Below are 26,350 nucleotides of genomic sequence, written 5' to 3' on the forward strand. Positions count from 1 at the left end.
GAGGGGGAGATGTCCGGCAGGACAGAGGGGGACGCGAAGGATCGCGGCTTCCCTCTGTACACGGTGGCGCCGTGACCGTCGCCGCGCTCAATTCCAACCCCACCCCCGCCATCCTGCCCGGCAGCGGCGGCATGCGTGGCGCGCTCTCCGACCTCTTCTGGCGCCGGCCAAAGCTGCTCCTCCTCCTGATGCTCGCCCCGCCGGTTCTCTGGCTGGGCATCGTCTATATCGGCTCGCTGTTCGCGCTGCTCCTGCAGAGCTTCTTCTCGATCGACGAGTTTTCCGGTCTCATCAACCGCGAGTTCACGCTGAAGACCTATGGCGACCTGTTGCAGGCCGCCAATCTCGACATCATCCTGCGCACGGTGACGATGGCGGCGCTGGTCACGCTTGCCTCGGCGATCATCGCTTTCCCCATCGCCTATTACGCGGCGCGCTATGCGCGCGGCCGCTGGAAGGCGCTGTTCTATCTCGGCGTCATGCTGCCGCTGTGGTCGAGCTACCTGGTCAAGATCTATGCCTGGAAGCTGATCCTCGCCAAGGAAGGCATCCTCACCTGGCTGCTCGCCAAGCTGAACCTGCTGTGGCTGCTCGACGGCTGGCTGTCGCTCCCCGTTGTCGGCGGCAACTCGCTGTCGGTCTCCTTCACCGGCACGTTCATTGTCTTCGTCTATGTCTGGCTGCCCTTCATGATCCTCCCCGTTCAGGCGGCGCTCGAGCGGGTGCCCGGCAATCTCGTCGAGGCCTCGTCCGATCTCGGCGCCTCGCCAGGCCAGACCTTCCGCAATGTGCTGTTCCCGCTGGCGCTGCCCGGCATTGTCGCCGGTTCGATCTTCACCTTCTCGCTGACGCTCGGCGACTACATCATCCCGCAGATCATCGGCACCTCGCGGCTGTTCATCGGCCAGGCCGTCTATTCGCAGCAGGGCACCGCCGGCAACATTCCTTTGGCCGCCGCCTTCACCGTGGTGCCCATCGTCATCATGGGCTTCTATCTCTGGGGCGCCAAGCGCATGGGGGCTTTCGATGCGCTCTGACCGTGGTCAATCCGCTCCGCTCGGCCTGAAGATCGCCGCCGCCTGCGGCCTGCTCTTCCTGCATTTGCCGATCCTGCTGATCTTCGTCTATGCCTTCACGACGGAGGAAAAGAGTTTCGTGTGGCCCCCGCCGGGGCTCACCACGCAATGGTTCGCCGTCACCTGGAACCGGCCCGACGTATGGGAGGCGCTGTCGCTGTCGGTCCGCGTCGCCGCCATATCGACGGCGATCGCGCTGGTGCTGGGCACGCTCTGCGCCGCGGCCGTCTCGCAGACGCGCTTCTTCGGCCGCGAGGCCATCTCTCTGCTTGTCATCCTGCCGATCGCATTGCCCGGCATCATCACCGGCATTGCGCTGCGCTCCGCTTTCGCGCTGGCCGACGTCCCGTTCTCGTTCTGGACGATCGTGCTCGGCCACGCCACCTTCTGCGTGGTCGTCGTCTACAACAACGCCGTCGCCCGCTTCCGCCGCACCTCGGGCTCGATGATCGAGGCTTCGATGGATCTCGGCGCCGACGGTTTTCAGACTTTCCGGCATGTCGTGTTGCCGAACATCGCGACCGCGCTGCTTGCCGGCGGCATGCTCGCCTTCGCGCTGTCCTTCGATGAGGTCATCGTCACCACCTTCACCGCCGGCCAGCAGCAGACCGTGCCGATCTGGATGCTGGAGGAGCTGATCCGCCCGCGCCAGCGCCCGGTCACCAATGTCGTGGCCATGGTCGTGGTGTTGGTGACGCTGCTGCCGATCCTCTTTGCCTATTACCTGACCCGCGACGGCGATCAGATTGCGGGGAGTGGAAAATGAAAAACAGCGAATAGGGAGTAGCGAATAGCGAATAGGGAAATCGATGGCCCAACCCTACTCGCTATTCGCTACTCCCTATTCGCTCCTGTTAAGGGAGAAATCCAATGGACACCCAAATGCTGATCGGCTCGAGATTCGAGAAGGGCACTGAGGCCGAGGAGCCGATCCTCAATCCGAAGACCGGGGCGACGATCCTCAATATGCCGGAGGCTAGTCCGCTGCAGATCGAAGCCGCCGTCAGGGCCGCCGAACAGGCGTTCGTCAGTTGGTCGCGCACCACGCCGGCGCAGCGCTCTGGCTACCTGCTCAAGATCGCCGACCGCATCGAAGCCGAAGCGAAGGAGTTCGCCGCGCTTGAGGCGCTGAACTGCGGCAAGCCGATCAACGCCGTGCTCAATGACGAGATTCCGGCGATCGTCGACTGCTACCGGTTCTTCGCCGGCGCGGTGCGCTCGATGCCCGGCCAGGTGGCCGGCGAGTATATTCCAGGCCACACCTCGATGGTGCGGCGCGACCCGATCGGCATCGTCGCCTCCATCGCGCCCTGGAACTATCCGCTGATGATGATGGCCTGGAAGGTGGCGCCGGCGATCGGCGGTGGCAACACGGTGGTCTTCAAGCCGTCGGAACAGACGCCGCTGACGGCGCTGAAGCTGGCGAAGATCCTCGCCGAGATCCTGCCCGAGGGCGTCGTCAATGTGGTGCTCGGCCGCGGCGACAGCGTCGGCAACACGCTGATCAACCACCCCAAGGTCAACATGATCTCCATCACCGGCGATGTCGCAACCGGCAAAAAGGTGCTGCAGGCGGCCGCCAAGTCGGTCAAGCGCACGCATCTGGAGCTCGGCGGCAAGGCGCCGGTCATCGTCTTCGACGACGCCGACCTCGGCGCCGTGGTCAACGGTCTGCGCGCCTTCGGCTATTACAATGCCGGTCAGGACTGCACCGCCGCCTGCCGCATCTATGCCGGCAAGAAGATCTACGAAAAGCTCGTCGCCGAGCTCTCCTCGGCCGTCTCGACCATCAAGTACAACCAGCCGGACGATACCGACAATGAGATCGGGCCGCTGATCTCGCGTCGCCAGCGCGACCGTGTGTCGAGCTTCGTCGAGCGCGCTTCGGAACTGAAGCACATCGAAATCACCACCGGCGGCAAGCCGGGCGAAGGCTCCGGCTTCTATTACCAGCCGACGGTCGTCGCCGGCGCGCTCCAGGAGGACGAGATCGTGCGCCGCGAGGTGTTCGGTCCGGTCGTTTCGGTCACCCGCTTCACGGATGTCGATGAGGCGGTGAGCTGGGCGAACGACAGCGACTACGGCCTTGCCTCGTCGGTATGGACCAAGGACGTCTCGCGCGCCATGGCGACCGCTGCCCGTCTGCAATATGGCTGCACCTGGATCAACACCCATTTCATGCTGACCAACGAGATGCCGCATGGCGGCTTGAAGCAGTCCGGCTACGGCAAGGACATGTCGCTCTACGCGCTGGAGGATTACACCGCCGTCCGCCACGTCATGGTGGCGCACGGGTAGTGCAGCTTTCTCTTCTCCCCCTGTGGGAGAAGGTGGATCGGCGCGCAGCGCCGAGACGGATGAGGGGTGTTCCAGCTTGGCGCCAAGTCACCCCTCACCCGGATTGCCGGCCGGATTGCGAAGAGCAATTCGGAGGCGATCCGACCTCGGCGACGGTCCCTGTGTCGGCGGAGACAGCGTAAAACTAAGCAGCCGTCCTGCCCATCTCCGATGTAGCGGGCTTGATGTTCTGGTTGACCCGGAAGACGTTGAGGGGGTCATAGGTGCGCTTCACCTGGCTCAGCCGCTCGTGGTTTGCGCCATAGCTCGCCCGCACGCGTGCTTCTCCTTCGTCGTCCATCATGAAATTCACGTATCCGCCTTCGCCATTATGGGGATGGATGCTCGCCCAGTAATTCTTGGCCCATTTGGTGAGGTCGGCGGCCTTGCCTGGATCGGGATCGATGCCGGCGATGACCATTGACCAGGTTGCGTCGCGCGCGTTCCATGCCGTCTCGTTCTTGCCGATGCGGCGAACGGCGCCATCGATCGGGTAAAGATGCATGAGCGACAATTCGCTCGGCGCCTCGGCGGCCTGCGCGATATGGGTCGCGATGGCTTCGTCGGGAAGCGACTTGACGAAATCGCCCTTCCAATACCATTGCAGGCCTTTCGGAAGCAGCGGGTCGAACAATGCCTGCAGGGCCGGGAACGGCATCACGCCCATCCAGTTGAAGATCGGCGGGGGCAGAGTGTCGAGCAGTGGCGCCATGGCCTTGCGGCCGTCCTCCTCGGTGCCGTTATAGCAAGAAATGATGGCGCATGCGCGCTTGCCCCAGTATTCGCGCGGGAAGGGGTCGGTCGAGGGAACGGTTTTCAGGCCGACAAAAGCGCCAAGATCTTCGGGCGCCTCCGGCAGGTAGTCGCGATAGGTCTGCATGACGGCCAGCGCATCCTTGGCCTCCCAGAACACCGGACCGCCGAAGATCATGTTCACTGGATGGGCCTGGAACAGGAAGCTGGTCACGACGCCGAAATTCCCTCCGCCGCCCCGCAGCGCCCAGAACAGGTCGGGGTTCTCCGCTTTGCTGGCTGTCACCACGCTGCCGTCGGCCAGCACCAGATCGGCTTCGACCAGATTGTCGATGGTGAGGCCGTATCTGCGTGTGAGATAGCCCGTCCCGCCGCCGAGTGTTAGACCGGCAACGCCTGTGGTCGAGACGATCCCGGCCGGAACGGCCAACCCGAAAGGATGGGTGGCATGGTCCACGTCGCCCGATGTGCAGCCGGGTGCGACCCTCACGGTGCACGTTTTCGCATCGACATGGATCCCCTTCATTATCGACAGGTCGATGACGAGCCCGTTGTCGCAAATCCCCAAACCGGCGCCGTTGTGCCCGCCGCCGCGCACAGCGATCAGCAGGTCGTTGTCGCGCGCGTATTTCACAGCGGTGATCACGTCGGCGACATCGGCGCAACGCGCAATCAGCAGCGGGCGCTTTTCGATCATGCCGTTATAGACCTTGCGGGCCTCGTCATACCCGGCATCGTCACGCGCGATCACGTCTCCGCGCAGGCTTTCACGCAGTTTTGCATGGGTTTCGTCGGTCATCGATTTGCTCCCTTGATTGCGCCCATCGCCATGCGGCGTCGGCGCGACGCATTTGTTGCTTCGTTATGCCGCCTCGACGGACGGGTGCGTTGGATGGTGCAGGAACAGCACATTGCACCAATCCGGTGCGCGCCGCTTCGCCCGAAAGGACCAGCGGAGCATGGCCCAGGTGAGCCATGATATGGCGGCCAGGAGTGCCGCCGGGGTTGCCCATGCTGGGGTGCTCGGCCCCTGGCCTTGTCGATCTGGTGATAACGGGCGGCCGCTCGCGTCGCGGCCACTCGCGCCTTCGTGCTCGCCGGTGGCCTCTCAGCCCCGGCTCTTCGGTGCAGCTACTCCACGATCCGGAAGATCGTCCATTTGCTGGTGCCTGACACCACATAGGGCTCCAGCTCCTTGCCCCATTTGGCATGCGCGTCGATCTTGGCGATCTTGGCGAAGAATTCCTCCAACTTGGCCAGGCTTTCGACCTGGTGGTGCGCCTCGATCGTCGCTTCGCGCGCGCCCACGGAACCGGTCATGAGCTGGAACTTCATGTCGGCGAGCCCGACCTGCGAGCCGATCTCGCGCTCCCATTTGCGCATCAGCTCGAGCGCGGTCTGCTTGTGACCGAACTTGGCGTCGATCTGCCATCTGGCACTGAACATTTTGGTTCTCCTCCCTGATTTGCGGTTGAGCCCGCTGTTAACTATTCGTCCCAGGCCTGCACCACGGTCTGCCGCGCGATCCGCCCGTTCTTCAGCTCCACCATCGCCGCGCAGTACACTTTCGTGCCGTCCGGATAGGCGCAGGCTTGCATAAAGGCGAGGTTGTCCCCCTCGGTAATGGTGGTATCCACCTTGTGCGTCATCGCCCGGCTGCAGATGTCATCCCAGAAGGTGCTGATCGCCGCCCGGCCGCGGATCTCGCGCGGTTTGCTCGGCGGATTGTTGCGGTCGATCACCCGCACCAGCGCGTCGTCATTGTAGAAGCTCGATAGGAGCTTGCCGTCACGGCCTTCGATCGCCTTCTTGATCGCCGCGCCGTCCACTGTCTGTGTCTTGGTCAGCATGTCGTCCTCCATGTGCCCATCGTCTGGGCGGTTGATATGCGAAAGTGCCGCCCGGCGCTTGGTGCCGGGCAGGGGTTTTTTCACTGCGACTTGGTTTTGACTGCCGCGAACAGGTCGTCGGTCTGCTTCTTGAAGGTCGCCAGGTCGACCTGGCTGCCGTTGAGCATCGTCGACCAGTGGCGGACGATCGCCGCCATCGCGATGGCCTCCTTGATCTCCTCGTCGCTCGCGCCGTTCGCCTTGGCCGCCAGCGTGTGGAAATAGATGCAGTACTGGCAGGGGATCTGCGAGGCGACCGCGAGACCCATCAGCTCCTTGGTCTTGCCGTTGAGGGCGGTGTTCGGATTGAGCTGCACGCCCTTGATTTCGGCCCATGCGCCGGCGACCGCCACATCGGGCAAAATCTTGAACATGTCCGGCACCGTGCCGAGCGTGGCCTGGATGTCCTTGTAGGCGGCGGTAGCCGAAGCGTCTTCGGCCATCGCGGGGGTGATGGCCAGCAATGCGCCCGCGGCAAATGCCAGCAATCCGATCTTGCGACTGAGTTTCAGCATTTCATCCTCCATTTGGCGGGGCCTTTTCGGCGACATCGCCCAGCCCGCATGGGAAGAATTGATACCTCTTAGGGCGCCTCGACCGCTTCGCCCGAAAGCGCCATGGCTCTCATGGCCCGTCCGGGCCAGCATGTCTGGCCGAGAACGCCGCCGCCGCCGCCCGCGACGGCAGGTCGAGCTTGAGCAGTATGTTGGCGACATGGCGCTTGACCGTGTGCTCGCTGAGGCTGAGCTCGGCGGCGATCGCGGCATTGCTCTTGCCGTCGGCGATCAGGCTCACCACCTCGCTTTCGCGAGCTGTCAGCGCCGTCGGCTCGGCCGGCTTGGGCTTGGGACGGCAGGCCGGCTCCAGATGCTGCTCCGACGTCGCAAGAACCGCCGGCATGGGCTCGTCCAGCTCGTCGAGGCTGACGCGGCCGGCATCGACGAAGTGCAGGCCGGAACCTGTCGCAAGATCGGCGACCAGCCGCGAGGCGAGGATATCGCCGCGCCCGGCATGCGCGGCGAGTTGCATTGTCACCCGTGCCGTCAGCCCGACCGGCTGGCCGCGCATTTCGGTCTCGCCGACATGCACGCCTTGCGCGCTCGCCACGCCGATCTGCTGCGCCGCCTCGCGCAATGCCGCGGCGCAGCGCACGGCGCGCGCCGGCCCATCGAAGCGCGACATCATCAATTCGCCATGCGTGCCGGCCGTCCGGCCGCCATGGCGGCCGACCAGAAGCCGCCAGGTTTCCTGGAAGCGCTGGCTGCGCTCGCTCCACATACGATCGCCGAGCCTGGCCGTGTCGTAGATGCGCGTCACCAGCAGCGCCGCCAGCACGCGCTCGGTGTCGGCCACCGCCGGCTCGCCGGTGAGGCATTCCTCGATCAGGTCGGCAACCCGATCGACATCGCCGGTCCAGATCGGATGATCGCGCCCGGCTATCTCGACCAGCCGGGCATGCGGGATCTTCTTCGCGAGGAAGCGGCTGGCGTCAGGGTCGACACGGACGTCGTTGCGGCGATGGATGAGCAGCGTCGGCGCGCTGATCATCGCCAGGATGCCGCGCACGTCGATATCGGCGTTCATGCGGGCAAGGGCTGCCGCGGCGGTCGGGCTGGCCGACAGCCGCTCGAACCGGGCCCACCACTGGGCGAAATGCGCATCGTCGACCCGGCCGGGCGCGAAATTGGGCAAGGTGGCGCCGGTGCCCCACGCTGTCTCCGCCGTCTCGATGAAGGCCTCAAGCCGCTCCGGCGGCATCACCCATTTGTGGAAATGCGCATAGCCGCCATAAAGCACCAGCGCGCGCGTCCGCTCCGGATAGGTGGCGGCGAACAGCATCGCCATCGGCGCGCCTTCCGAGGCGCCGAGGATCGCCGCGCGGCCGCTGCCGGCGGCGTCCATCACGGCGCGCACGTCGTCCATGCGGGTCTCCAGGCTCGGCAGATGACGGGTATCGACACGGTCGGAGAGTCCGGTGCCGCGCTTGTCGAACAGGATCAGCCGCGAGAAAGCCGAAAGCCGTTTCAACAGGCGGCTGTAGCCTTCGTCTTCCCAGTGCAGGTCGAGATTGGAGATGAAGCCCGGCACGAACACAAGATCGAACGCACCCTGGCCGACCACCTGATAGGCGATCCGCACGTCCCCGCTGCGGGCATATCGCGTCTCGATCGGCCTCACGAGTTCTTCCGCCCGGCCCGACGATTTCCGATCGTCAAACATAGCAGAGCCGCGCCGATAGCGGCAGCTTAAATTTTAGCAGAAAGAAATATAAGGCCGCCCGGTCGCTACGCTATTTTTGCGAAGCGGCGATATCGGCCGGGAAGGCCGTAAGCCCAAGCTTCATGTCGGCCTCCGCGGGGCTGATCGGCCGCTTGATCTTGGCCGAGGCAGCGATCACGAGCTCGTCGAAATTCTCGGTGCCGGCGTCGAGCATCTCGAAGAACTGGCGCCGCATCCGCGGCTCCCAGAACTTGTTGATGTGCTCGGCAACGCCGGCAATGCCTTCCTCGCGCGGTTTCGAATGGAAGAAGGCGGCGATCTGGTTGGCCATGCGCACCAGCTTTTCCCTGGTGCTGGCGATGTGGTCTTCGTCATGCGACATGCTTGGCAACTCCGGAAGCCACCCGTTCAGGGTGGGTGAAAATATCGAAATCGTCGCCGCGAACCAGCGCCACCAGTGTCATGCCGGCGGCCTCGGCCGTGCGAATGGCGAGCGCCGTCGGCGCCGAAACCGCCATGATGATCGCGGCGCCGATGGCGGCCGACTTCTGCACCATCTCCACCGAGACGCGCGAGGTCACCACGACGGCGCCGCTCGCACCGTCGATGCCGGCCTTGGCCAGCGCGCCGGCCAGCTTGTCCAGCGCGTTGTGACGGCCGACATCCTCCCGCGCCATGACGATGCCCTTGCCGGGAACGTAGAAGCCGGCGGCATGCACCGCGCCCGTCTCTTTATGCAGCGGCTGCTGCTTCGACAGCAGGCGGACGGCGCTTGTTATATCTTCCGACTGAAGCGTAAGTCGCGACGCACCAACGGCATCGACTGAGCGCATCGCCTCCTCGATGGATTCGATGCCGCACAGCCCGCAGCCGACCGGCCCGGCCAGCCTGCGCCGCCGCGCCTGGAAACGCGTGTTGGCCTTGTCCTTCAGCCTTATCTGGATGTCGATGCCGGCGCCGAGGTCCTCGACCTCGATCGCCTCGATCTCTGCCGGGTCGGCGATGATGCCTTCGGTCAGCGAGAAGCCGAGCGCGAAATCCTCGAAATCGGCGGGGCTCGCCATCATCACCGCATGCGTGGTGCCGGCATAGGAGAACGCCACCGGCGTCTCTTCCGGCACCATGCGGTTCGCGGCCGCGGTGCCGCCGGCGCGGTGCGCGAGACGAGAGATCTGGGAAATGGCGGGGCGTTCTTTCGTCACGAGGCGCGCCTCCCTGTACTGCCCATCCTTCGCAGCAACTCGCGCCTTTCCTCTCCCCCGTCGATCGGGGGAGAGGTGTCGAGCGAAGCTCGACGGAGTGGGGGTCGATCAGCCGTCAAGATTGAAGCTCGTGCCTCGACACACCTACTCCGCCGCTTCCAGCGGGGCGATGCGCCGGCTCTGCTTGGCCTGCTCGTTATAGTCCTTCTGCCAGTCGGTCGGGCCGTTGGACGGCGCCACCTGCACCGCGGTGACCTTGTATTCCGGACAGTTGGTCGCCCAGTCCGAGAAGTCGGTCGTGATGACGTTGGCTTGCGTGTCCGGGTGGTGGAAGGTCGTGTAGACGACACCCGGCGAGACGCGGTCGGTGATCAGCGCGCGCAGTGTCGTTTCACCCGAACGGCTTGCCAGTCGGACCCAGTCGCCCTCGTGCACGCCGCGGACTTCGGCGTCGTGCGGATGGATCTCCAGCCGGTCCTCGGCATGCCATGCGACGTTTTCGGTGCGCCTTGTCTGCGCGCCGACATTATATTGCGACAGGATACGTCCGGTGGTCAGCAGCAGCGGATAGCGCGGACCGGTCCGCTCGTCCGTCGCCACATATTCGGTGCGGATGAACTTGCCCTTGCCGCGCACGAAGCCGTCGACATGCATGATCGGCGTGCCGAGCGGCGCCTTCTCGTTGCACGGCCACTGCACCGAGCCGACGCGGTCGAGCAGTTCGAACGAGACGCCGGCGAAGCTCGGCGTCGTCTGGGCGATCTCGTCCATGATCTGCGAGGGATGGGTATAGTTCCAGTCGAGCCCGATGGCGCGGGCAAGCTCCTGCGTCGCTTCCCAGTCGGCATAGCGCGCCTTCGGCTCAATGACCTTGCGCACCATGTTGATGCGGCGCTCGGCATTGGTGAATGTGCCGTCCTTTTCGAGGAAGGTCGAGCCCGGCAGGAAGACATGCGCGTAGTTCGCCGTCTCGTTGAGGAAGAGGTCGTGCACGACCACGCATTCCATCGCGGCGAGGCCGCCGGCGACATGCTTGGTGTCGGGATCGGACTGCAGGATGTCCTCGCCTTGGATGTAGATGCCCTTGAACGAACCGTCGACGGCGGCGTCCAGCATATTGGGGATACGCAGGCCCGGCTCATCGTCCAGCTTCACGCCCCACAGGCTCTCATAGATGTCGCGCACCGCTTCGCCCGAGATGTGGCGGTAGCCCGGCAATTCATGTGGGAACGAGCCCATGTCGCAGGAGCCCTGCACGTTGTTCTGGCCGCGCAGCGGGTTCACACCGACGCCCGGACGGCCGATATTGCCCGTAGCCATGGCGAGGTTGGCGATGGCGATCACCGTGGTGGAGCCCTGGCTGTGCTCCGTCACGCCGAGGCCGTAGTAGATCGCGCCATTGCCGCCCTTGGCGTACATGCGCGCGGCACCCCGGATGAGTTCCGGATCGACGCCCGAGAGCTTGCCGACCACCTCAGGGCTGTTCTCCGGCAGGGCGACGAAGGACACCCAGTCCTGGAACTCGGCCCAGTCGCAGCGCTCGCGGATGAAGGCCTCGTCGAACAGGCCTTCGGTGACGATGACATGCGCCAGCGCCGTCAGCACCGCCACGTTGGTGCCGGGCTTCAAGGGCAGGTGGTAGTCGGCTTCGATATGCGCCGACTTGACCATCTCGGTGCGGCGCGGATCGAGCACGATCAGCTTGGCGCCCTGGCGCAGCCGCTTCTTCAGCCGCGAGGCGAACACCGGATGGGCCGAAGCCGGATTGGCGCCGATGACGACGGCGACATCGGTGAACTCGACCGAATCGAAATCCTGCGTGCCGGCCGAGGTGCCGTAGGTCTGGCCGAGCCCGTAGCCGGTCGGCGAGTGGCAGACGCGCGCGCAGGTGTCGACATTGTTGTTGCGGAAGCCCTGCCGCACCAGCTTCTGGACGAGATAGGTTTCCTCATTCGTGCAGCGCGAGGACGTGATGCCGCCGATCGCGGTGCGTCCATACTGATACTGGATGCGGCGGAATTCCTTCGCCGTATGGGCGATCGCCTCTTCCCAGCTCACTTCGCGCCACGGATCGGTGATCTTCTCGCGGACCATCGGCGACAGGATGCGATCCTTGTGCGTGGCATAGCCATAGGCAAAACGGCCCTTGACGCAGCTATGGCCGTGGTTCGCCTTGCCGTCCTTGTAGGGCATCATGCGGATGACTTCGTCGCCCTTGACCTCCGCCTTGAACGAGCAGCCGACGCCGCAATAGGCGCAGGTGGTGACGGCAGAGCGCTCCGGCATGCCCTTCTCGAGCACGGTCTTTTCGCGCAGCGCGTCGGTCGGGCAGGCCTGCACGCAGGCGCCGCAGGAGACGCATTCGGAGGCGATGAAGTCCTCATGCATACCGGCGACCATGCGCGATTCGAAGCCGCGGCCCTCGATGGTCAGCGCGAAGGTGCCCTGGACCTCTTCGCAGGCGCGCACGCAGCGCGAGCAGACGATGCACTGTGCCGGGTCGTAGGTGAAATAGGGGTTGGATTCGTCACGCGCGATGTAGTCGACGGCCAATGAGCCATGGCCGGGCGCGACGCCGCCCTCTTGCTTGACATGGTTGCGGCCTTCGACGCCGTAGCGGTTCTCGGCAAGGCCGACCGACTTCGCCACCGCGTCGAACTCGCTGGCGCCGGTTCCGGCCTTCTCGTTCCAGCCGGTCGGATGGTCGGAGACATAGAGCTCCATGACGCCGCGGCGGATGGCGTCCAGCCGGTCGGACTGCGTGCGCACCACCATGCCTTCGCCGACCGGCGTCGTGCAGGAGGCCGGCGTGCCGCCGCGTCCTTCGATCTCGACCAGGCAGACGCGGCAGGAGCCGAAGGAGTCCAGCATATCGGTGGCGCAGAGTTTCGGGATCTCGACCCCGCCCTCCATCGCCGCGCGCATGATCGACGTGCCTTCCGGCACGGTGATGCTTTGCCCGTCGACGGTCAGCGTGATCTGCTTCGTCGCGTTCGACTCCGGCGTGCCGTAGTCGATCTCTTGGATGAGTGTCGGGAAGTCGGCCTTGATGTTCATCTGCCAGCTCCTATTCAGCAGCCACGCGCGCCGGCGCGGGCTTGAAATCCTCGGGGAAATGCGTGATCGAGCTCATCACCGGGTAGGGCGTGAAGCCGCCCAGCGCGCAAAGCGATCCGAACTTCATCGTGTTGCAGAGGTCGGTGACCAGAGCGAGGTTCTTCTCCGCCTCGATGCCCGCGGCGACCTTGTCCAGAACCTCGACGCCGCGGGTCGAGCCGATGCGGCAGGGCGTGCACTTGCCGCAGCTTTCGATGGCGCAGAACTCCATGGCGAAGCGCGCCTGCTTCAGCATGTCGGCCGTGTCGTCGAACACGGTGATGCCGGCATGGCCGATCAGCCCGTCGCGCTTGGCGAATTCCTCGTAGTCGAAGGGCGTGTCGAACAAAGCGCGCGGGAAATAGGCGCCGAGCGGGCCGCCGACCTGCACCGCCTTCACTGGACGGCCGGAAGCCGTGCCGCCGCCGATGTCATCGACGATCTCGCCCAGCGTCAGGCCGAAAGCCGTCTCGAACAGGCCGCCATGCTTGACGTTGCCGGCGATCTGGATCGGAATCGTACCACGCGAGCGGCCCATGCCGAAATCTTTGTAGTAGGCAGCGCTCTTGTCCATGATTACAGGCACCGAGGCCAGGCTGATCACGTTGTTGATCACCGTCGGCTTGCCGAACAAGCCTTGGATCGCGGGCAGCGGCGGCTTGGCGCGCACCACGCCACGCTTGCCCTCGAGGCTGTTGAGCAGCGAGGTTTCCTCGCCGCAGACATAGGCGCCGGCGCCGACGCGGATTTCCATGTCGAAGGCGTTGGGCGAGCCCAGCACGTTGATGCCCAGCACGCCCGCCTTGCGGGCGATAGCGACCGCCTTGTTCATCGTCGCTACCGCGTGCGGATATTCCGAGCGGATATAGACGAAGCCCTTGGTCGCGCCGGTGGCGATGCCGGCGATCGCCATGCCTTCGATCAGCACGAATGGATCGCCTTCCATGATCATGCGGTCGGCGAAAGTGGCGCTGTCGCCTTCGTCGGCGTTGCAAACGATGTATTTCTGCTCGCCAACCGTATCCAGCACCGTCTTCCACTTGATGCCGGTCGGGAAGCCGGCGCCGCCGCGGCCGCGCAGGCCGGAGTCGGTCACCTGTTTCACGATGTCCGCGGGCGCCATCGCCACTGCATTTTGCAGTCCGTTCAGGCCGCCATGCGATTTGTAGCTGTCGAGTGACAGCGGATCGATGATGCCGCAGCGCGCGAAGGTCAGCCGCGTCTGCTTGGCGAAGAAGGGGATCTTGTCGGGCGAGCCCAGCCAGCGCTTGTGATGGCCGCCCTTGAGGAAGCCGCTGTCGAACAGGCTCTTGACATCGGACGGCTTGACCGGCCCGTAGGCGACGCGGCCCTCAGCCGTCGCCACCTCGACCATCGGCTCCAGGAAATAGGCGCCGCGCGAGCCGTTGCGCACGATCTTGGCTTCGACGCCGCGCTCCTTGAGCTCCTTCTCGATCGCTTTGGCGACCTTTTCGGCGCCGAGCGCCAGCGCGCCGGAATCTGCCGGGATATAGATGCGCGGGATCATGAACGTACCTCCGCGACGATCTCTTCGATCTTCTCGTCATCGAGCCGGCCGATAACTTCGCCATCGAGCATCGCCGACGGCGAGCAGGCGCAAAGCCCGAGGCAATAGACCGGTTCCAGTGTAACCGATCCGTCGCGGGCGGTCTCGTGGAAATCGATGCCGAGCAACTGCTTGACCTTGGCCGCGACGGCCTCCGAGCCCATCGACTGGCAGGCTTCCGCCTGGCAGAGCTTCAGCACGTGCCGGCCGGCAGGCTTGGCGCGGAAATCGTGATAGAAGCTGACCACGCCGTGCACCTCGGCCCGCGACAGGTTCAGCCCATCGGCGATCACCGGCAGCGCGTCCTTCGGAACGTGGCCGAACTCTTCCTGTATGCTGTGCAGGATCGGCAGCAACGGGCCTTCAAGGCCCTTCATCTCGTCAATGATCGCCGCCGTGCGCGACGCGATCTCGGTACTTGCGGCCTGCATGGTCACGCAGCGCCCTCCCTGGTCGTGGCGGCCAATGTATGTCACCCCGGAATATAGAGCGGTTTCGGGGCAACGACATGCATAGGGCGCAATATCGCTAAGTCCTTACGAAATCAGAGGAAACCTCCGAAATCAATAAAGCGCTCCCGTCGCTTGATAGAAATTTTCTATCGAAATCAGGCAGCTCGCATGGTCTAGCCTAGCGGTGGGCGCGGAAATCGTCCGCCAGCGCCATCGCCTCGTCCAGCAGCGCCTGCACCAGCGGCGTGTGCGGCTCGCGCGGCGCCGCCACCAGCCCGACCGTATGGCTGGCGTCCGGCTCGACGATCGGGATGGCGCGGATCGGCTCGGAAAAGCCGAACGTTTCCGCAAGGTTGAGCGGCATGATCGACGACCATTTGCCGGTACGGATATGCGAGAACAGCACGATCATCGAATTCGATTCCAGCGTCGGCCGCACCTGCACGCCGGCTTCCGCCAGATGCTGGTCGATGATGCGCCGGTTCTGCATGTCCGGCGTCAGCAGGCAGAGCGGCAGCTGGCTGATCTCGGCCCACGACACTTTGTCGCGGTCGGAATAGGGGTTCCCGACCGCGGTGATCAACTGATAGCGCTCGTCATAGAGCGGCACGCTGGTGACGCGCCCGAGCGGCTCGTTGTCGAGATAGGTGATGCCGGCATCGACGTCGAAATTGCCGAGCAGCGACAGCACCTCGATGGATGTGCGCGACAGCACCGAGAAGGTGACTCCCGGATGCTTTTCGCGGAATGGCGTCGTCAGCCGCGCCACCATGGCGAGCGCCGTCGGGATCGCGGCGATGCGGATGCGCCCGGACAGCCCGTGGCGCGCCGCGCGCATCTCCTCGCGCATCGTGCGTGAGTCGCCGACGATGCGGCGCGCCCAGCCCAGCACCTGCTTGCCTTCCGGCGTCAGGCCCTGGAAGCGCGAACCGCGCAGCACCAGCATGACGCCCAACTGGCCCTCGAGCTGCTTGATGCCGGCCGATAAGGTCGGTTGGGTGACGCCGCACACCTCCGCGGCCCGGCCGAAATGCTCCTCCTTGGCCAATGCGATGAAGAATTCCAGCTTGTCGATCATGCCGTCCGATCCGCCGCGGTTCGCCCAAGGTCGGGGAAATCGCGTTGCTTCGCAAGACGCATACGCAATCGGCCTCGTCCACATTTTTGAGCCGGCTATCTGTCTTCCCGCGCCGCGCATGGCGTTAGTGGGATGGGGACGACATGCGGGGTGGGTTTCGCAAGCTGTTGCCGCGCGAGGATCGCTTCTTCGATATGTTCGAGCGGCATTCGCGCACCGTGGTCGGCTGCGCCGAGGCCATCGAGCAGCTTCTCCAGGGCAAGGACATCGACCGCTGGTGCCAAAAGTCGACTTTCTCGCCACAAGGCTGGCCGGATGACGGGTTCCGGCTCCGCCTGAGAGTGGGCGCTATTTGCCCACCAGGTTCAGGATGTTGCCGTCGGGATCCTTGAACCAGGCCACCTTCATGCCCGAGCCGACATGGATGTCGCCTTCGAGCGACAGGCCGGGCATATCATAGTGTTCGAAGGTGACGCCCTTCGACCGCAGCGATTTGACGATTTCGCCGATCCGGTCGCCGACCGCCCAGGTTGCGGCCGTCGCCTTGTTGGTGCCGGCGAATTGCGAGCGATAGACATTGAGGAGCGTGTCACCGCTTTTGTAGACGATCAGCTCGCCATCCATGTCGTCCACTTGGCTGAGGCCCAGCGTGCCCTCGTAGAACGCCTTTGCCTTGGCGATGTCCTTCACCGCGAGATTGGCTGTCACATTGCTGTTTTCAAGCATGACCGTCTTCCTTCTCCGGTTGTCGTGATGGCGATGGAGATAGCGCGGGCGCACCGTTTGGCTATGACCGGGCCCGAATCTGCGCCGCGGCCGTGGCCAAATCCGACACCATCCGTCGCTTTCCGGGGCACGCCGGGCGAGCCGTTGCGCCAGGGCTTGGTTCTGCCGGCAAACTGCACTATCTGGAACGCCAAACGCCGAGGAAAGATCATGACCGTTACCAAGGAATCCGTCGTCGAGCGCCTGAAGACGGTGAACGGACCGGACTTCACCGGCAACATCGTCGATCTCGGCATGGTCTCGGAGATTTTCATCGCCGATTCCAAAGTCTTCTTCTCGATCACCGTGCCCGCCGCCCGCGCCCAGGAGCTGGAGCCGTTGCGTGCCGCGGCCGAGCGCGCAGTGAAGGCCATCCCCGGCGTCGCCAGCGCCGTCGTCGCGCTGACGGCGGAGAAGAAGGGCGGCGGCATGGAAGCGCCGGTTCCGCTGCGCCCGGCTGCCCCGCTGCCCGCCGCTCCGCAGCCGGCGCCGCAGCGTCCCGCGCCGCACGCGCCCGCGTCGCAAAGCCATGGCAGGCGCGGCGTGCCCGGCATCGACGCCATCATCGCGGTCGCCTCCGGCAAGGGCGGCGTCGGCAAGTCGACCACCGCGGTCAACCTTGCGCTCGGCCTTGCCGCCAACGGGCTGAAGGTCGGCGTGCTCGATGCCGACATCTACGGCCCGTCCATGCCCAGGCTGCTCAACATCCACGGCCGGCCGCAGACCGTCGACGGCAAGGTGCTGAAGCCGATGCAGAATTACGGCCTCAAAGTGATGTCGATGGGCTTCCTCGTCGATGAGGAGACGCCGATGATCTGGCGCGGCCCGATGGTGATGTCGGCGTTGACGCAAATGCTGCGCGAGGTCGAATGGGGTCCGCTCGACGTGCTGGTGGTCGACATGCCGCCCGGCACCGGCGATGCCCAGCTCACCATGGCTCAGCAGGTGCCGCTCGCCGGCGCTGTCATCGTCTCGACGCCGCAGGATCTGGCGCTGATCGACGCCCGCAAGGGCCTCAACATGTTCAAGAAGGTCGATGTGCCGCTGCTCGGCATCGTCGAGAACATGAGCTACTTCCTCGCTCCCGACACCGGCAAGCGCTACGACATTTTCGGCCATGGCGGCGCGCGCCGCGAGGCCGAGCGCCTGGGCGTCACCTTCCTCGGCGAGGTGCCGCTGGAAATGGGCATCCGCGAAAGCTCGGATGCCGGCACCCCGGTCGTCGCCTCCAAGCCGGAGGGCGCGGAGGCAAAGATCTACCGCGATATTGCCAGCAAGGTCTGGGAAAGGGTCCAGGAAGAGCGCGGCGCCGCTGAAGCCGCCGTGCCGAGCATCGTGTTCGAATAAACGCCTCTTCCTTTGAGGATCAGGCGCCGACCTTCTCGCCGAACGTCGAGAAGAACTGCCCTGCCAATTTCTTCGATGTCGATTGGATCAGCCGGCTGCCGAGTTGAGCGATCTTGCCGCCGACCTCGGCCTTGGCGGCGTATTTGAGCACTGTCGAGTCCGCCCCGTCGGCGGTCAGCGTCACGTCGGCGCCGCCCTTGGCGAAACCGGCAACGCCGCCCTTGCCTTCGCCCTGGATGGTGTAGGAATGCGGTGGCTTGAGGTTTTTCAGCGTGACTTCGCCGTTGAAGGTCGCCTTGATCGGGCCGATCTTGAGCACCACGGTCGCCGCCATGGCGGTGTCCGAATTCTTCTCGAGGCTCTGGCAGCCGGGAATCGCCTCCTTCAGGATCTCCGGGTCGTTAAGGGCCTCCCACACTTTCGCGATAGGTGCGGCGATCCGCTCCTCGCCTTCGATCACCAAAGCCATCAAGACCTCCCGCATTGCTGATGCCGGTTGGTCGTAGCGCGCGGCCCGAAACAAGTCTATCGCACCAAAGTCCGGGTTCCGGCTGCGCCTGCCTCTTGCCTGCATGGACGCATTGTCCTATCGATTTGTCATACAAATACGGAGACCACCATGGCAGGCGCCCCCACCAAGAAGAAGAAATTTCGCTCGCAGGAGTGGTTCGACAATCCCGACAATCCGGGCATGACGGCGCTCTATCTCGAGCGCTACCTAAATTACGGCCTGACCCGCGCCGAGCTGATGTCGGGCAAGCCGCTGATCGGCATCGCGCAGACCGGTTCCGATCTTTCGCCCTGCAACCGGCATCACCTCGAGCTCGCCAAGCGCGTGCGCGAGGGCATCGTCTCGATGGGCGGCATCCCATTCGAGTTCCCCTGCCATCCGATCCAGGAGACCGGCAAGCGCCCGACGGCCGCGCTCGACCGCAACCTTGCCTATCTCAGCCTGGTCGAAGTGCTCTACGGCTATCCGCTCGACGGCGTCGTGCTGACCATCGGCTGCGACAAGACGACGCCTGCCTTGCTGATGGCGGCGGCCACCGTCAACATTCCGGCGATCGCGCTTTCGGTCGGCCCGATGCTGAATGGCTGGCACAAGGGCAAGCGCACCGGTTCGGGCACCATCGTCTGGGAATCGCGCCAGCGGCTGTCGGCCGGCGAGATCGACTATGACGAATTTATGGACATCGTCGCCTCCTCGGCGCCGTCGACCGGCTATTGCAACACCATGGGCACGGCGACCACGATGAATTCGCTGGCCGAGGCGCTCGGCATGCAACTGCCGGGCTCGGCCGCTATCCCGGCCCCGTATCGCGAGCGCGGCCAGATTTCCTACGAGACGGGCAAGCGCATCGTCGAGATGGTGCATGAGGACCTGAAACCGTCCGACATCATGACCCGCGAGGCGTTCGAGAACGCCATCGTCGTCAACTCGGCCATCGGCGGCTCGACCAATGCGCCGATCCACCTCAACGCCATCGCCCGCCATCTCGGCGTGCCGCTCGACAATGACGACTGGCAGAAGATCGGCCTCGACATCCCGCTGCTGGTCAACCTGCAGCCGACGGGCGAGTATCTCGGCGAGGACTATCACCATGCCGGCGGCGTGCCGGCGGTCGTCGCCGAACTGATGAAGGGCGGCCTGCTGCCGCATCCCGATGCCGTCACCGCCAACGGCAGGTCGATGGGCGACAATTGCCGGGATGCCGTCAACGAGAATCACGACGTCATCCGCGGCGCCGACAAGCCGCTCAAGGCCAATGCCGGCTTCATCAACCTCAAGGGCAACCTGTTCGATTCCGCCATCATGAAGACCAGCGGCATCTCGCCCGAATTCCGTGAGCGCTACCTCTCCAACCCGAACGACCCGGAAGCCTTCGAGGGCAACGCCATGGTCTTCGACGGGCCGGAGGATTATCACGCCCGCATCGACGATCCGGCGCAGGGCATCGACGAGCACACGATCCTGTTCATGCGCGGCGCCGGTCCGGTTGGCTATCCGGGCGGCGCCGAGGTGGTCAACATGCAGCCGCCGGCCTACCTGATCAAGAAGGGCATCCACGCCCTTGCCTGCATCGGTGACGGCCGGCAGTCCGGCACGTCGGGCTCCCCGTCGATTCTCAATGCCTCGCCTGAAGCCGCGATCGGCGGCGGGCTGGCGCTGCTCAAGAGCGGCGACCGCGTCCGCATCGACCTGAAAAAGGGCACGGCCAATATCCTCGTCAGCGACGAGGAAATCGCCAAGCGGCGCGCCGCGCTGCAGGCCAATGGCGGCTATCACTATCCCCAGCACCAGACGCCATGGCAGGAGATCCAGCGCAGCATGGTCGACCAGTTCTCGGCCGGCATGGTGCTGAAACCGGCGGTGAAATACCAGGACGTCGCCCATACCAGCGGCGTGCCGCGCGACAATCACTAAGCTTATATGTTCGGCCAATAAAAAGGGCGGCTTGCCGACGGCGGGCCGCCCTTTTCTGTTGCCCTTGTTTCACCTCCCAGGAACCCACAGATAAGCTCGACCTCGGCAGTTCAGGAAGGGACAGATCATCGTGGCGAAACGGCGTTCTTCCCTCGGCTTTCTCGGCATGTTCGGCCGCTCCGGCGATCTGCGCCAGCTCGACGACGCGTTGCGTGCGGCCGACCTGCATCCGGCGCTGGTACCCGAGGGCGTGAAACTCACCATCGTCAACCTGATGAACGACCGCTGGCCCGATGAGCCGCCGGCGGACGCCTATGGATCCGTGGCGCAGCTCTGCGGCTATTGCGTCGCCGGACGCCATGTGTTCGAGCAGGCCAATGGCCGCGAGCCGACGTTGCAGGTCGAGCGCCGCATCGAGGCGGCGTTGGAGGCCGGCGACAGTTTCGATGCGCAGATCGTGCTGATGACGCTGCACGCCAAGCTGATCAACGCCGAGGTCGTCGAGCGCTACGGGCTGAGGGCGGAATGATCCGACGAACAGGATGCGTTGAGATTTCGGTCAGGCCGAGTCGAAAATGGTGGGTTCCGAGAACTGGCCTACGCCGGGCCGTAGCCTTCATAGAGCGGAGACGCTTATGACAGCTTCGGCCGGCGAAGGCCGGAGCGGAGCGTACTTAAAGTACGTGAGCACCGGAAGCACAGCCGCCATTTGCAGGCCGGCCTCACCGGAATATCAATGCGTCCTAGCCGCCCATCTTGTTGCGCGGCAACTTGATCATCTCGCCGAAGCGGGCGCGCAATTTGTCGTCCAGCAGGCGCGAGACGTGGCGCGGGAAGCGCTCGGCAAGCACACGCTTCTTCTCCGCGATCGCCCGCGACAGGATGTCGGGCCGGCCTTTCTCGTTCCATTCCTTGGGCGAGAAACGGTCGCCGACGGCGGGATAGAAATATTCCGTCTGCATCAGCTTCAGCGTCTGATCGTTGCCAAGATAGTGCCCAGGGCCCTTGAGGCAGACATCGGCGATGGTGTCGATCGACAGCGCGTCGTCCGTCACCTCGATGCCGCGCACGCAGCGCAGGCAATGTCCGAGCATGTCGTTGTCGATGATCAGGCTTTCGAGGCAGAAGCCGAGCAGCGAGGCATGCATGCCGGCCGATTCATAGACCAGGTTCAGGCCGGACAAGCCCGCCATGACATTGGTGATGCCCTTCTCGTAGCCGGCCTGGATGTCGGGCAGCTTCGAGTCCGACATGCCGGCTGCCGAGCCGCCGGGCAGGTCGTAATATTGCGCCATCTGGGCGCAGGCCGCGGTCAGCACTGCTTGCTCCGCCGAGCCGCCCGACATGGCGCCGGTCCTGAGATCGGAGACGAACGGCCAGGTGCCGAAGATCGCCGGATGTCCAGGCTTGACGGCATTGACATAAACCAGGCCCATCAGCACTTCCGCGACCGCTTGCACGACGGCGCCGGCAATGGCGGCAGGTGCCGTGGCGCCGGCCTGGCCGGCCGACAGAAGCAGGATCGGAATGCCGCCTTCGACGCAGGCCTCCAACACTCCGCAGGCGTCCTCGGCGAACTTCATCGGCGGCACGACGAAGCAGTTCGAGTTCGACACGAACGGCCGCGCCCGGAAATTCTCCTCCCCGCCGGCGATCGCATAAAGCATTTCCAGCGCCGGCTTGACGTTCTCGCGCACCGTGAACGAGGTGCCGACATGCTTGGACGTCCCCATCACGCAGGCATAGAGCGTGTTGAAATCCATATCGAGCGGGTCGGGAATGTCGCGCGGCACCATGGTGCGCTGGAAGAAGTGGATGTTGTCCAGCCCGTCGACGAGACGGGCGGCGTCGTAGAGGTCCTGCAGCAGCGATTCGCGATATTCGCGCTTCTCGACATCGACCAGATGCACCGCCGCGCCCGCCGTGCCGTAATGCACGCGTTTGCCCTGGATCAGCATGTCGTGCTTCGGATCCTGGCCATGGAGGGTGAAGTTGCGCGCGGCTTGTCTGATTGTGTCCAGCACCAAGGCGCGCGGCAGCCGGACGCGGCCGTCGTCGCCATAGGTAGCACCCACCCGGGTCAGCGCCTCGATGCAGGACGGGATGGCATTGGCGAAGCCGACCGTTTCCAAGAGCGTCAGCACCGCTTCGTGGATGCGTTCGCGGTCGTTCTGGCTCAATGGGCCATAGCTGCCGCCTTCAAGCCCCGGCCGCACCGGACGGATGTCGTCGGCCAAGGGCGCTGCCCGCATCGCGCGGCGCGCTTCGCGCCCGCCGGACCGCCGCGAACGTTGGTCCGACGACGATTCCTGCTTCTCGAGAGCCACTGACATGGAAGCACTCCACCTTTGTCTTTATCTGCGAGGCGGGCGCGGCGGTTGGTCCACCATCGGCCTGCCTCGTCCCCTTCTGGCTCCGACTATGCCGCCGGCATTGGCACAGCCTATGGGCCAAGCAATCCCGTCGAATATGCCAGAATGCTAAAGCGGCAAACATGCGCCCAAACAAAAAGAGCCGGCGCGGCGCCGGCTCTTTTTCAGGAGGTCTGTGGCGATCAGGCGGCCGCGGGCCTGCGGCCGGCGGCGGTGGCAAGTTCGCGGATGCCCGGCTCGATATGCTGCAGCGAGATCGAGGAGATGCCCAAGCGCATGAAACGAGAGGGCTTTTCGCTTCGATCGAAGAACCGGTCGCCGGGTTCGATGATGACGCTGCGCGACGCGGCGGCTTCGGCCAGGCCGCGTGAATCGGTACCGCGCGGCCCTTCCAGCCACAGCGATGTGCCGCCCGCCGAGTCGGTCGAGCGCCACTCTGGCAGGAAAGCGGAAATCGCATGGACCAGGCGCTTGCGCCGTTCGTCGAAGGCGGTGGAAAGTCTGCGCACCAGCGCCTCGTGATGGCCGAGCGACAGGAACAGCGCAACGGCGCGCTGGTTATTCGCCGGCGGGTGCCTGAGCATGAAGCGGCGCAGCGCGCGAAGCTCGGCGATCAGTCCGGCCGAGGCGACGATGTAGCCAAGCCTGAGACCCGGAGCCAGCGTCTTCGACATCGAGCCGACATAGATCACGCGGCCGGAACGATCGAGGCTCTTCAGCGCCTGCTGCGGCGCCTCGTCGAGCAGCTGGCTGTCATAGCCGTCCTCGATAATGATCTGGTTGTTGCGGTTGGCGCGCGCCAGGAGATCCTGCCGCCGTTCGGCCGACAAGGGCACCATGGTCGGGCAGTGGTGACTGGGCGTGACGAAGACGAAGCCGGAATCGCTGGGGATCGCCGAGGTCAGGATGCCCGACTGGTCGACAGGAACCGGCTGAATATCGGCGCCGGCCAGCCGGAAGATCGAGCGGGCGTCGGGATAGCCCGGGTCTTCCATGGCCACCTTCGAGCCCTTGGTCATCAGCAGCGTGGCGAGCATATAAAGCGCGTTCTGCGCGCCCAGCGTCACGATGATCTCGTCCGGATTGGCGAAGATGCCGCGCCGCGGCAGAAGCCTGGCCTGGATCTGTTCGATCAGCAGCGGATCGTCGCGATCCACCATGTCGGATGCCCAATTGCGGATCTCCAGCACCGCCAGCGCCATGCGGTTGCACTCGCGCCATTCGGCGGTCGGAAACAGCGCCGGATCGAACTGGCCGTAGACGAACGGATAGGAGGACTTGATCCAGTTGTCGTGCTTGGCCGGCGGCGGCATGTCGCTTGCGGCGATCTGCCGGCGTGCCTTCCAGTCGATCTCGTTCTGCTGGTCGGGCGCCTTCTGGTGCGGCTTGGCGGGGGTGGCCAACACGTCCGGATTGACGAAATGGCCGCGCCGTTCGCGCGCCACCAGAAAACCCTGGTCGACCAGCTGCTGGAAGGCGAGCACTACCGTGCCGCGGGCAACCCCGAGTTTTTCCGCGAGAATTCGGCACGACGGCAACGGCATCGAGGCGGCGATCTGTCGGTCGAGAATGGCCGCGACGATCGCCTGGCGGATCTGCGCCTGGAGGGTTTGGCCGGATTCAGCCGAAATCCGGAACAGGCCGGACCATATGGCCGTGTCATTGCGCTGTGGCATGGGAAATCTTCCTCGGACGGCCAGCTGTTTTCACTTGGCTGGACCAGTGGAGTGTATGGGTGGCATAAGGGGTTGCGCCAATCAATTTTTCTGATCGCTGGGATTTATGCCAGTGATCTATCAAGCGCGACGCGAAGCGTCGTCGCGGCGCAAGCGCGATGCGAAGCATCGTCGCGGCACTGCCCAGGCGCGATGCGCAGCATCGTCGCCCCCGCGATGCGCCCACACCACCCAAGCAATGCGCAGCATCGTCGCCCACACCGCACGGCATCTTGCGGCGAAATCCCCGCACCTCACCATCCAACACCCCCCTCATCAAAGCGTGAATGCGGTGCGGCAAAGCCACGCTTGAACGAAATGGAAATCGGCTCGATAGAATGACGCGCCGACACGCGCCGGAAACATCCGGCCTGTTAAAATGGTCTAAAAACCCGCCAGGAGCCCGCCAGTGGATCAGTCAGCCTTCGACAAGCAGGTCACCGCTCTGCGTGAGCAGCGCGCGGCGGCCAAGGGCACAATGCGCGAGGCCTTCGCCGCCGATCCCAAGCGCTTCGAGACATTCTCCGCCACCGATGGCGATCTTCTGCTCGACTGGTCGAAATGCGCGGTCGACGCAAACACGATGACGATGCTGGAGAAGCTCGCCGCCGCCGCCGATCTCGGGGGGCGCCGCGCCGCCATGTTCGACGGCAAGAAGATCAACATCACCGAGAACCGCGCCGTGCTGCACACCGCGCTGCGCAACCTGACCGGCAAGAGCGTGATCGTCGACGGCCAGGACACCAAGGCCGATGTGATCGCCGTACTCGACGCCATGGGCGCCTTCGCCGACGCCGTCCGCTCCGGCAAGGCCGCCGGCGCCACCGGCAAGAAGATCACCGACATTGTCAATATCGGCATCGGCGGCTCGGACCTCGGCCCGGCGATGGTGACGCTGGCGCTCGCGCCCTATCATGACGGACCGCGCGCGCATTATGTCTCCAATGTCGACGGCGCTCATATTCATGACACGCTGAAGGGCCTGTCTGCCGAGACGACCCTGTTCGTCATTGCCTCCAAGACTTTCACCACGGTCGAGACGATGACGAATGCGCAGACGGCGCGCGATTGGGTTCAGAAGGCGTTGGGCAAGGAAGCGGTCGGCAAGCATTTCGCCGCCGTCTCGACCGCCCTCGACCTGGTCGCGAAGTTCGGCATCGAGCAGGACCGCGTCTTCGGCTTCTGGGACTGGGTCGGCGGCCGCTATTCGGTCTGGAGCGCCATCGGCCTACCGGTGATGATTTCCGTCGGCCCGCGCAACTTCCGCGCCTTCCTCGACGGCGCGCACGAGATGGACGAGCATTTCCGCTCGGCGCCGATGCAGAAGAACCTGCCGGTGCTGTTGGGGCTGATCGGCTGGTGGCATCGCGTCGTCTGCAAATATCCGGCCCGCGCCGTCATTCCTTACGACCAGCGCCTGTCGCGCCTGCCGGCCTATCTGCAGCAGCTCGATATGGAATCGAACGGCAAGAGCGTCACACTGGACGGCACCGCAGTCGCCACGCCGACCGGCCCGCTGGTCTGGGGCGAGCCCGGCACCAACGGCCAGCATGCCTTCTTCCAGCTCCTGCATCAGGGCACCGACTTCATTCCCGTCGAGTTCCTCGCCGCCGCCGTCGGTCACGAGCCCGAATTGAAACACCAGCACGATCTCTTGCTCGCCAACTGCCTGGCGCAGTCGGAGGCCTTCATGAAGGGGCGCACGCTGGAAGAGGCGCGCGCGCAGATGCTGGCCAAGGGCATGAATCCGGCCGACGTTGACCGGATCGCGCCGCACCGCGTCTTCTCGGGCAATCGCCCCTCGCTGACCATTCTCTACAGAAAGCTCGACCCGCGCACGCTCGGCCGGCTCATCGCGCTTTACGAGCACCGCGTCTTCGTCGAAGGCACGCTGTTCAACATCAATTCCTTCGACCAATGGGGCGTCGAGCTCGGCAAGGAACTGGCGACGGGCCTGCTGCCTGTCGTGGAAGGCAAGGAGACTGCCGCAAAACGCGACGCCTCGACTGCCGGGCTGGTGGGACATATCCACCAATTGCGCGGCGCGGAGTAAACC

22 protein-coding genes and 1 pseudogene are annotated in these 26,350 nt (G+C 64.7%); 8 read left to right on the forward strand and 15 right to left on the reverse strand.

Features of this window, described 5'->3' with window-relative positions; genetic code table 11:
* Positions 1 to 131: 131 nt before the first annotated feature.
* From FJ980_RS11920 to FJ980_RS11930, 3 genes are all read left to right on the forward strand, one after another.
* Positions 132 to 1,037 carry an ABC transporter permease gene (locus tag FJ980_RS11920; protein ID WP_181181176.1) on the forward strand — a complete coding sequence of 302 codons (906 nt, stop codon included), beginning with the start codon at positions 132 to 134 and terminating at the stop codon, positions 1,035 to 1,037.
* A complete protein-coding gene (locus FJ980_RS11925; RefSeq protein WP_140543083.1) occupies positions 1,027 to 1,842 on the forward strand; it encodes an ABC transporter permease in 816 nt (271 codons plus the stop codon). Before FJ980_RS11920 ends, FJ980_RS11925 begins: the two co-directional genes overlap by 11 nt.
* 104 nt (positions 1,843 to 1,946) lie before the next feature.
* Positions 1,947 to 3,374 (forward strand): gamma-aminobutyraldehyde dehydrogenase, encoded by a 1,428-nt coding sequence (locus FJ980_RS11930; RefSeq protein WP_140543084.1) that lies wholly within the window; start codon positions 1,947 to 1,949, stop codon positions 3,372 to 3,374.
* Between the two features lie 184 nt (positions 3,375 to 3,558).
* On the opposite strand, the gene FJ980_RS11935 is transcribed toward FJ980_RS11930, so the two are convergent.
* The 11 genes from FJ980_RS11935 to FJ980_RS11990 form a co-directional block, all read right to left on the reverse strand.
* Positions 3,559 to 4,965, reverse strand: coding sequence for an FAD-binding oxidoreductase (locus FJ980_RS11935; RefSeq protein ID WP_140543085.1), 1,407 nt, complete (start codon positions 4,963 to 4,965; stop codon positions 3,559 to 3,561).
* Between the two features lie 332 nt (positions 4,966 to 5,297).
* Positions 5,298 to 5,612 carry a hypothetical protein gene (locus FJ980_RS11940; protein WP_140543086.1) on the reverse strand — a complete coding sequence of 105 codons (315 nt, stop codon included), beginning with the start codon at positions 5,610 to 5,612 and terminating at the stop codon, positions 5,298 to 5,300.
* 41 nt (positions 5,613 to 5,653) lie between these two features.
* Positions 5,654 to 6,016, reverse strand: coding sequence for a nuclear transport factor 2 family protein (locus FJ980_RS11945; RefSeq protein WP_140543087.1), 363 nt, complete (start codon positions 6,014 to 6,016; stop codon positions 5,654 to 5,656).
* A gap of 80 nt (positions 6,017 to 6,096) precedes the next feature.
* The gene (locus FJ980_RS11950) at positions 6,097 to 6,570 is read right to left on the reverse strand and encodes a carboxymuconolactone decarboxylase family protein (RefSeq protein ID WP_140543088.1); all 474 of its coding nucleotides are present in this window, start codon (positions 6,568 to 6,570) and stop codon (positions 6,097 to 6,099) included.
* 109 nt (positions 6,571 to 6,679) lie between these two features.
* On the reverse strand, positions 6,680 to 8,233 hold the full coding sequence (locus tag FJ980_RS11955; RefSeq protein ID WP_140543089.1) for an alpha/beta fold hydrolase: 1,554 nt from the start codon (positions 8,231 to 8,233) through the stop codon (positions 6,680 to 6,682).
* A 112-nt stretch (positions 8,234 to 8,345) separates the two neighbouring features.
* The gene (locus tag FJ980_RS11960; protein ID WP_140543090.1) at positions 8,346 to 8,657 is read right to left on the reverse strand and encodes a formate dehydrogenase subunit delta; all 312 of its coding nucleotides are present in this window, start codon (positions 8,655 to 8,657) and stop codon (positions 8,346 to 8,348) included.
* Positions 8,647 to 9,477, reverse strand: coding sequence for a formate dehydrogenase accessory sulfurtransferase FdhD (fdhD, locus tag FJ980_RS11965; protein ID WP_140543091.1), 831 nt, complete (start codon positions 9,475 to 9,477; stop codon positions 8,647 to 8,649). The genes FJ980_RS11960 and fdhD overlap by 11 nt, the downstream gene beginning before the upstream one ends.
* Before the next feature lie 144 nt (positions 9,478 to 9,621).
* The gene (gene fdhF / locus FJ980_RS11975) at positions 9,622 to 12,534 is read right to left on the reverse strand and encodes a formate dehydrogenase subunit alpha (protein WP_140543092.1); all 2,913 of its coding nucleotides are present in this window, start codon (positions 12,532 to 12,534) and stop codon (positions 9,622 to 9,624) included.
* Positions 12,535 to 12,544: 10 nt separating this feature from the next.
* Positions 12,545 to 14,101: an NADH-quinone oxidoreductase subunit NuoF gene (locus FJ980_RS11980; protein WP_140543093.1), complete on the reverse strand. Its 1,557-nt coding sequence runs from the start codon at positions 14,099 to 14,101 to the stop codon at positions 12,545 to 12,547.
* Positions 14,098 to 14,577, reverse strand: coding sequence for a formate dehydrogenase subunit gamma (locus FJ980_RS11985; protein ID WP_140543094.1), 480 nt, complete (start codon positions 14,575 to 14,577; stop codon positions 14,098 to 14,100). The genes FJ980_RS11980 and FJ980_RS11985 overlap by 4 nt, the downstream gene beginning before the upstream one ends.
* A 193-nt stretch (positions 14,578 to 14,770) precedes the next feature.
* The gene (locus FJ980_RS11990; RefSeq protein ID WP_140543095.1) at positions 14,771 to 15,670 is read right to left on the reverse strand and encodes a LysR family transcriptional regulator; all 900 of its coding nucleotides are present in this window, start codon (positions 15,668 to 15,670) and stop codon (positions 14,771 to 14,773) included.
* A 143-nt stretch (positions 15,671 to 15,813) separates the two neighbouring features.
* Between FJ980_RS11990 and FJ980_RS35360 the strand changes: the two are divergent.
* Positions 15,814 to 15,951 (forward strand): annotated as a pseudogene (locus FJ980_RS35360) (nuclease PIN); the annotation flags it as partial.
* A gap of 67 nt (positions 15,952 to 16,018) precedes the next feature.
* On the opposite strand, the gene FJ980_RS12000 reads toward FJ980_RS35360, so the two are convergent.
* Positions 16,019 to 16,396 (reverse strand): VOC family protein, encoded by a 378-nt coding sequence (locus FJ980_RS12000; RefSeq protein ID WP_140543096.1) that lies wholly within the window; start codon positions 16,394 to 16,396, stop codon positions 16,019 to 16,021.
* A 210-nt stretch (positions 16,397 to 16,606) separates the two neighbouring features.
* On the opposite strand from FJ980_RS12000, the gene FJ980_RS12005 reads away from it, so the two are divergent.
* Positions 16,607 to 17,782, forward strand: a complete 1,176-nt coding sequence (locus FJ980_RS12005; protein ID WP_140543097.1) for an Mrp/NBP35 family ATP-binding protein — start codon at positions 16,607 to 16,609, stop codon at positions 17,780 to 17,782.
* A gap of 19 nt (positions 17,783 to 17,801) precedes the next feature.
* On the opposite strand, the gene FJ980_RS12010 is transcribed toward FJ980_RS12005, so the two are convergent.
* On the reverse strand, positions 17,802 to 18,251 hold the full coding sequence (locus FJ980_RS12010; RefSeq protein WP_140543098.1) for a carbon monoxide dehydrogenase subunit G: 450 nt from the start codon (positions 18,249 to 18,251) through the stop codon (positions 17,802 to 17,804).
* 150 nt (positions 18,252 to 18,401) lie between these two features.
* Here FJ980_RS12010 and FJ980_RS12015 point away from each other — a divergent pair, with 150 nt between their 5' ends.
* Together FJ980_RS12015 and FJ980_RS12020 are read left to right on the forward strand one after the other, a co-directional pair.
* A complete protein-coding gene (locus FJ980_RS12015; protein ID WP_140543099.1) occupies positions 18,402 to 20,207 on the forward strand; it encodes an IlvD/Edd family dehydratase in 1,806 nt (601 codons plus the stop codon).
* A gap of 130 nt (positions 20,208 to 20,337) precedes the next feature.
* Positions 20,338 to 20,736: a hypothetical protein gene (locus FJ980_RS12020; RefSeq protein ID WP_140543100.1), complete on the forward strand. Its 399-nt coding sequence runs from the start codon at positions 20,338 to 20,340 to the stop codon at positions 20,734 to 20,736.
* A gap of 214 nt (positions 20,737 to 20,950) precedes the next feature.
* Here the strand turns inward: FJ980_RS12020 and FJ980_RS12025 are convergent, their stop codons facing one another.
* Both FJ980_RS12025 and FJ980_RS12030 read right to left on the reverse strand, forming a co-directional pair.
* Entirely contained in the window at positions 20,951 to 22,540 is a 1,590-nt protein-coding gene (locus FJ980_RS12025) for a trimethylamine methyltransferase family protein (RefSeq protein ID WP_140543101.1), read from the reverse strand.
* Between the two features lie 221 nt (positions 22,541 to 22,761).
* Positions 22,762 to 24,255 carry a PLP-dependent aminotransferase family protein gene (locus tag FJ980_RS12030; protein WP_140543102.1) on the reverse strand — a complete coding sequence of 498 codons (1,494 nt, stop codon included), beginning with the start codon at positions 24,253 to 24,255 and terminating at the stop codon, positions 22,762 to 22,764.
* Between the two features lie 448 nt (positions 24,256 to 24,703).
* Between FJ980_RS12030 and pgi the strand changes: the two genes are divergently transcribed.
* The gene (pgi, locus tag FJ980_RS12035) at positions 24,704 to 26,347 is read left to right on the forward strand and encodes a glucose-6-phosphate isomerase (RefSeq protein WP_140543103.1); all 1,644 of its coding nucleotides are present in this window, start codon (positions 24,704 to 24,706) and stop codon (positions 26,345 to 26,347) included.
* Positions 26,348 to 26,350 lie beyond the last annotated feature (3 nt).

It is taken from the genome of Mesorhizobium sp. B1-1-5 (assembly GCF_006443065.1).
Lineage (GTDB): Bacteria > Pseudomonadota > Alphaproteobacteria > Rhizobiales > Rhizobiaceae > Mesorhizobium.

Coding starts and splice junctions, on each gene's coding strand:
- FJ980_RS11920 (WP_181181176.1), top strand. CDS start 132: ATGCGTGGCGCGCTCTCCGACCTCTTCTGGCGCCGGCCAAAGCTGCTC.
- FJ980_RS11925 (WP_140543083.1), top strand. CDS start 1,027: ATGCGCTCTGACCGTGGTCAATCCGCTCCGCTCGGCCTGAAGATCGCC.
- FJ980_RS11930 (WP_140543084.1), top strand. CDS start 1,947: ATGGACACCCAAATGCTGATCGGCTCGAGATTCGAGAAGGGCACTGAG.
- FJ980_RS11935 (WP_140543085.1), bottom strand. CDS start 4,965: ATGACCGACGAAACCCATGCAAAACTGCGTGAAAGCCTGCGCGGAGAC.
- FJ980_RS11940 (WP_140543086.1), bottom strand. CDS start 5,612: ATGTTCAGTGCCAGATGGCAGATCGACGCCAAGTTCGGTCACAAGCAG.
- FJ980_RS11945 (WP_140543087.1), bottom strand. CDS start 6,016: ATGCTGACCAAGACACAGACAGTGGACGGCGCGGCGATCAAGAAGGCG.
- FJ980_RS11950 (WP_140543088.1), bottom strand. CDS start 6,570: ATGCTGAAACTCAGTCGCAAGATCGGATTGCTGGCATTTGCCGCGGGC.
- FJ980_RS11960 (WP_140543090.1), bottom strand. CDS start 8,657: ATGTCGCATGACGAAGACCACATCGCCAGCACCAGGGAAAAGCTGGTG.
- fdhF (WP_140543092.1), bottom strand. CDS start 12,534: ATGAACATCAAGGCCGACTTCCCGACACTCATCCAAGAGATCGACTAC.
- FJ980_RS11980 (WP_140543093.1), bottom strand. CDS start 14,101: ATGATCCCGCGCATCTATATCCCGGCAGATTCCGGCGCGCTGGCGCTC.
- FJ980_RS11990 (WP_140543095.1), bottom strand. CDS start 15,670: ATGATCGACAAGCTGGAATTCTTCATCGCATTGGCCAAGGAGGAGCAT.
- FJ980_RS12000 (WP_140543096.1), bottom strand. CDS start 16,396: ATGCTTGAAAACAGCAATGTGACAGCCAATCTCGCGGTGAAGGACATC.
- FJ980_RS12005 (WP_140543097.1), top strand. CDS start 16,607: ATGACCGTTACCAAGGAATCCGTCGTCGAGCGCCTGAAGACGGTGAAC.
- FJ980_RS12010 (WP_140543098.1), bottom strand. CDS start 18,251: ATGGCTTTGGTGATCGAAGGCGAGGAGCGGATCGCCGCACCTATCGCG.
- FJ980_RS12015 (WP_140543099.1), top strand. CDS start 18,402: ATGGCAGGCGCCCCCACCAAGAAGAAGAAATTTCGCTCGCAGGAGTGG.
- FJ980_RS12025 (WP_140543101.1), bottom strand. CDS start 22,540: ATGTCAGTGGCTCTCGAGAAGCAGGAATCGTCGTCGGACCAACGTTCG.
- FJ980_RS12030 (WP_140543102.1), bottom strand. CDS start 24,255: ATGCCACAGCGCAATGACACGGCCATATGGTCCGGCCTGTTCCGGATT.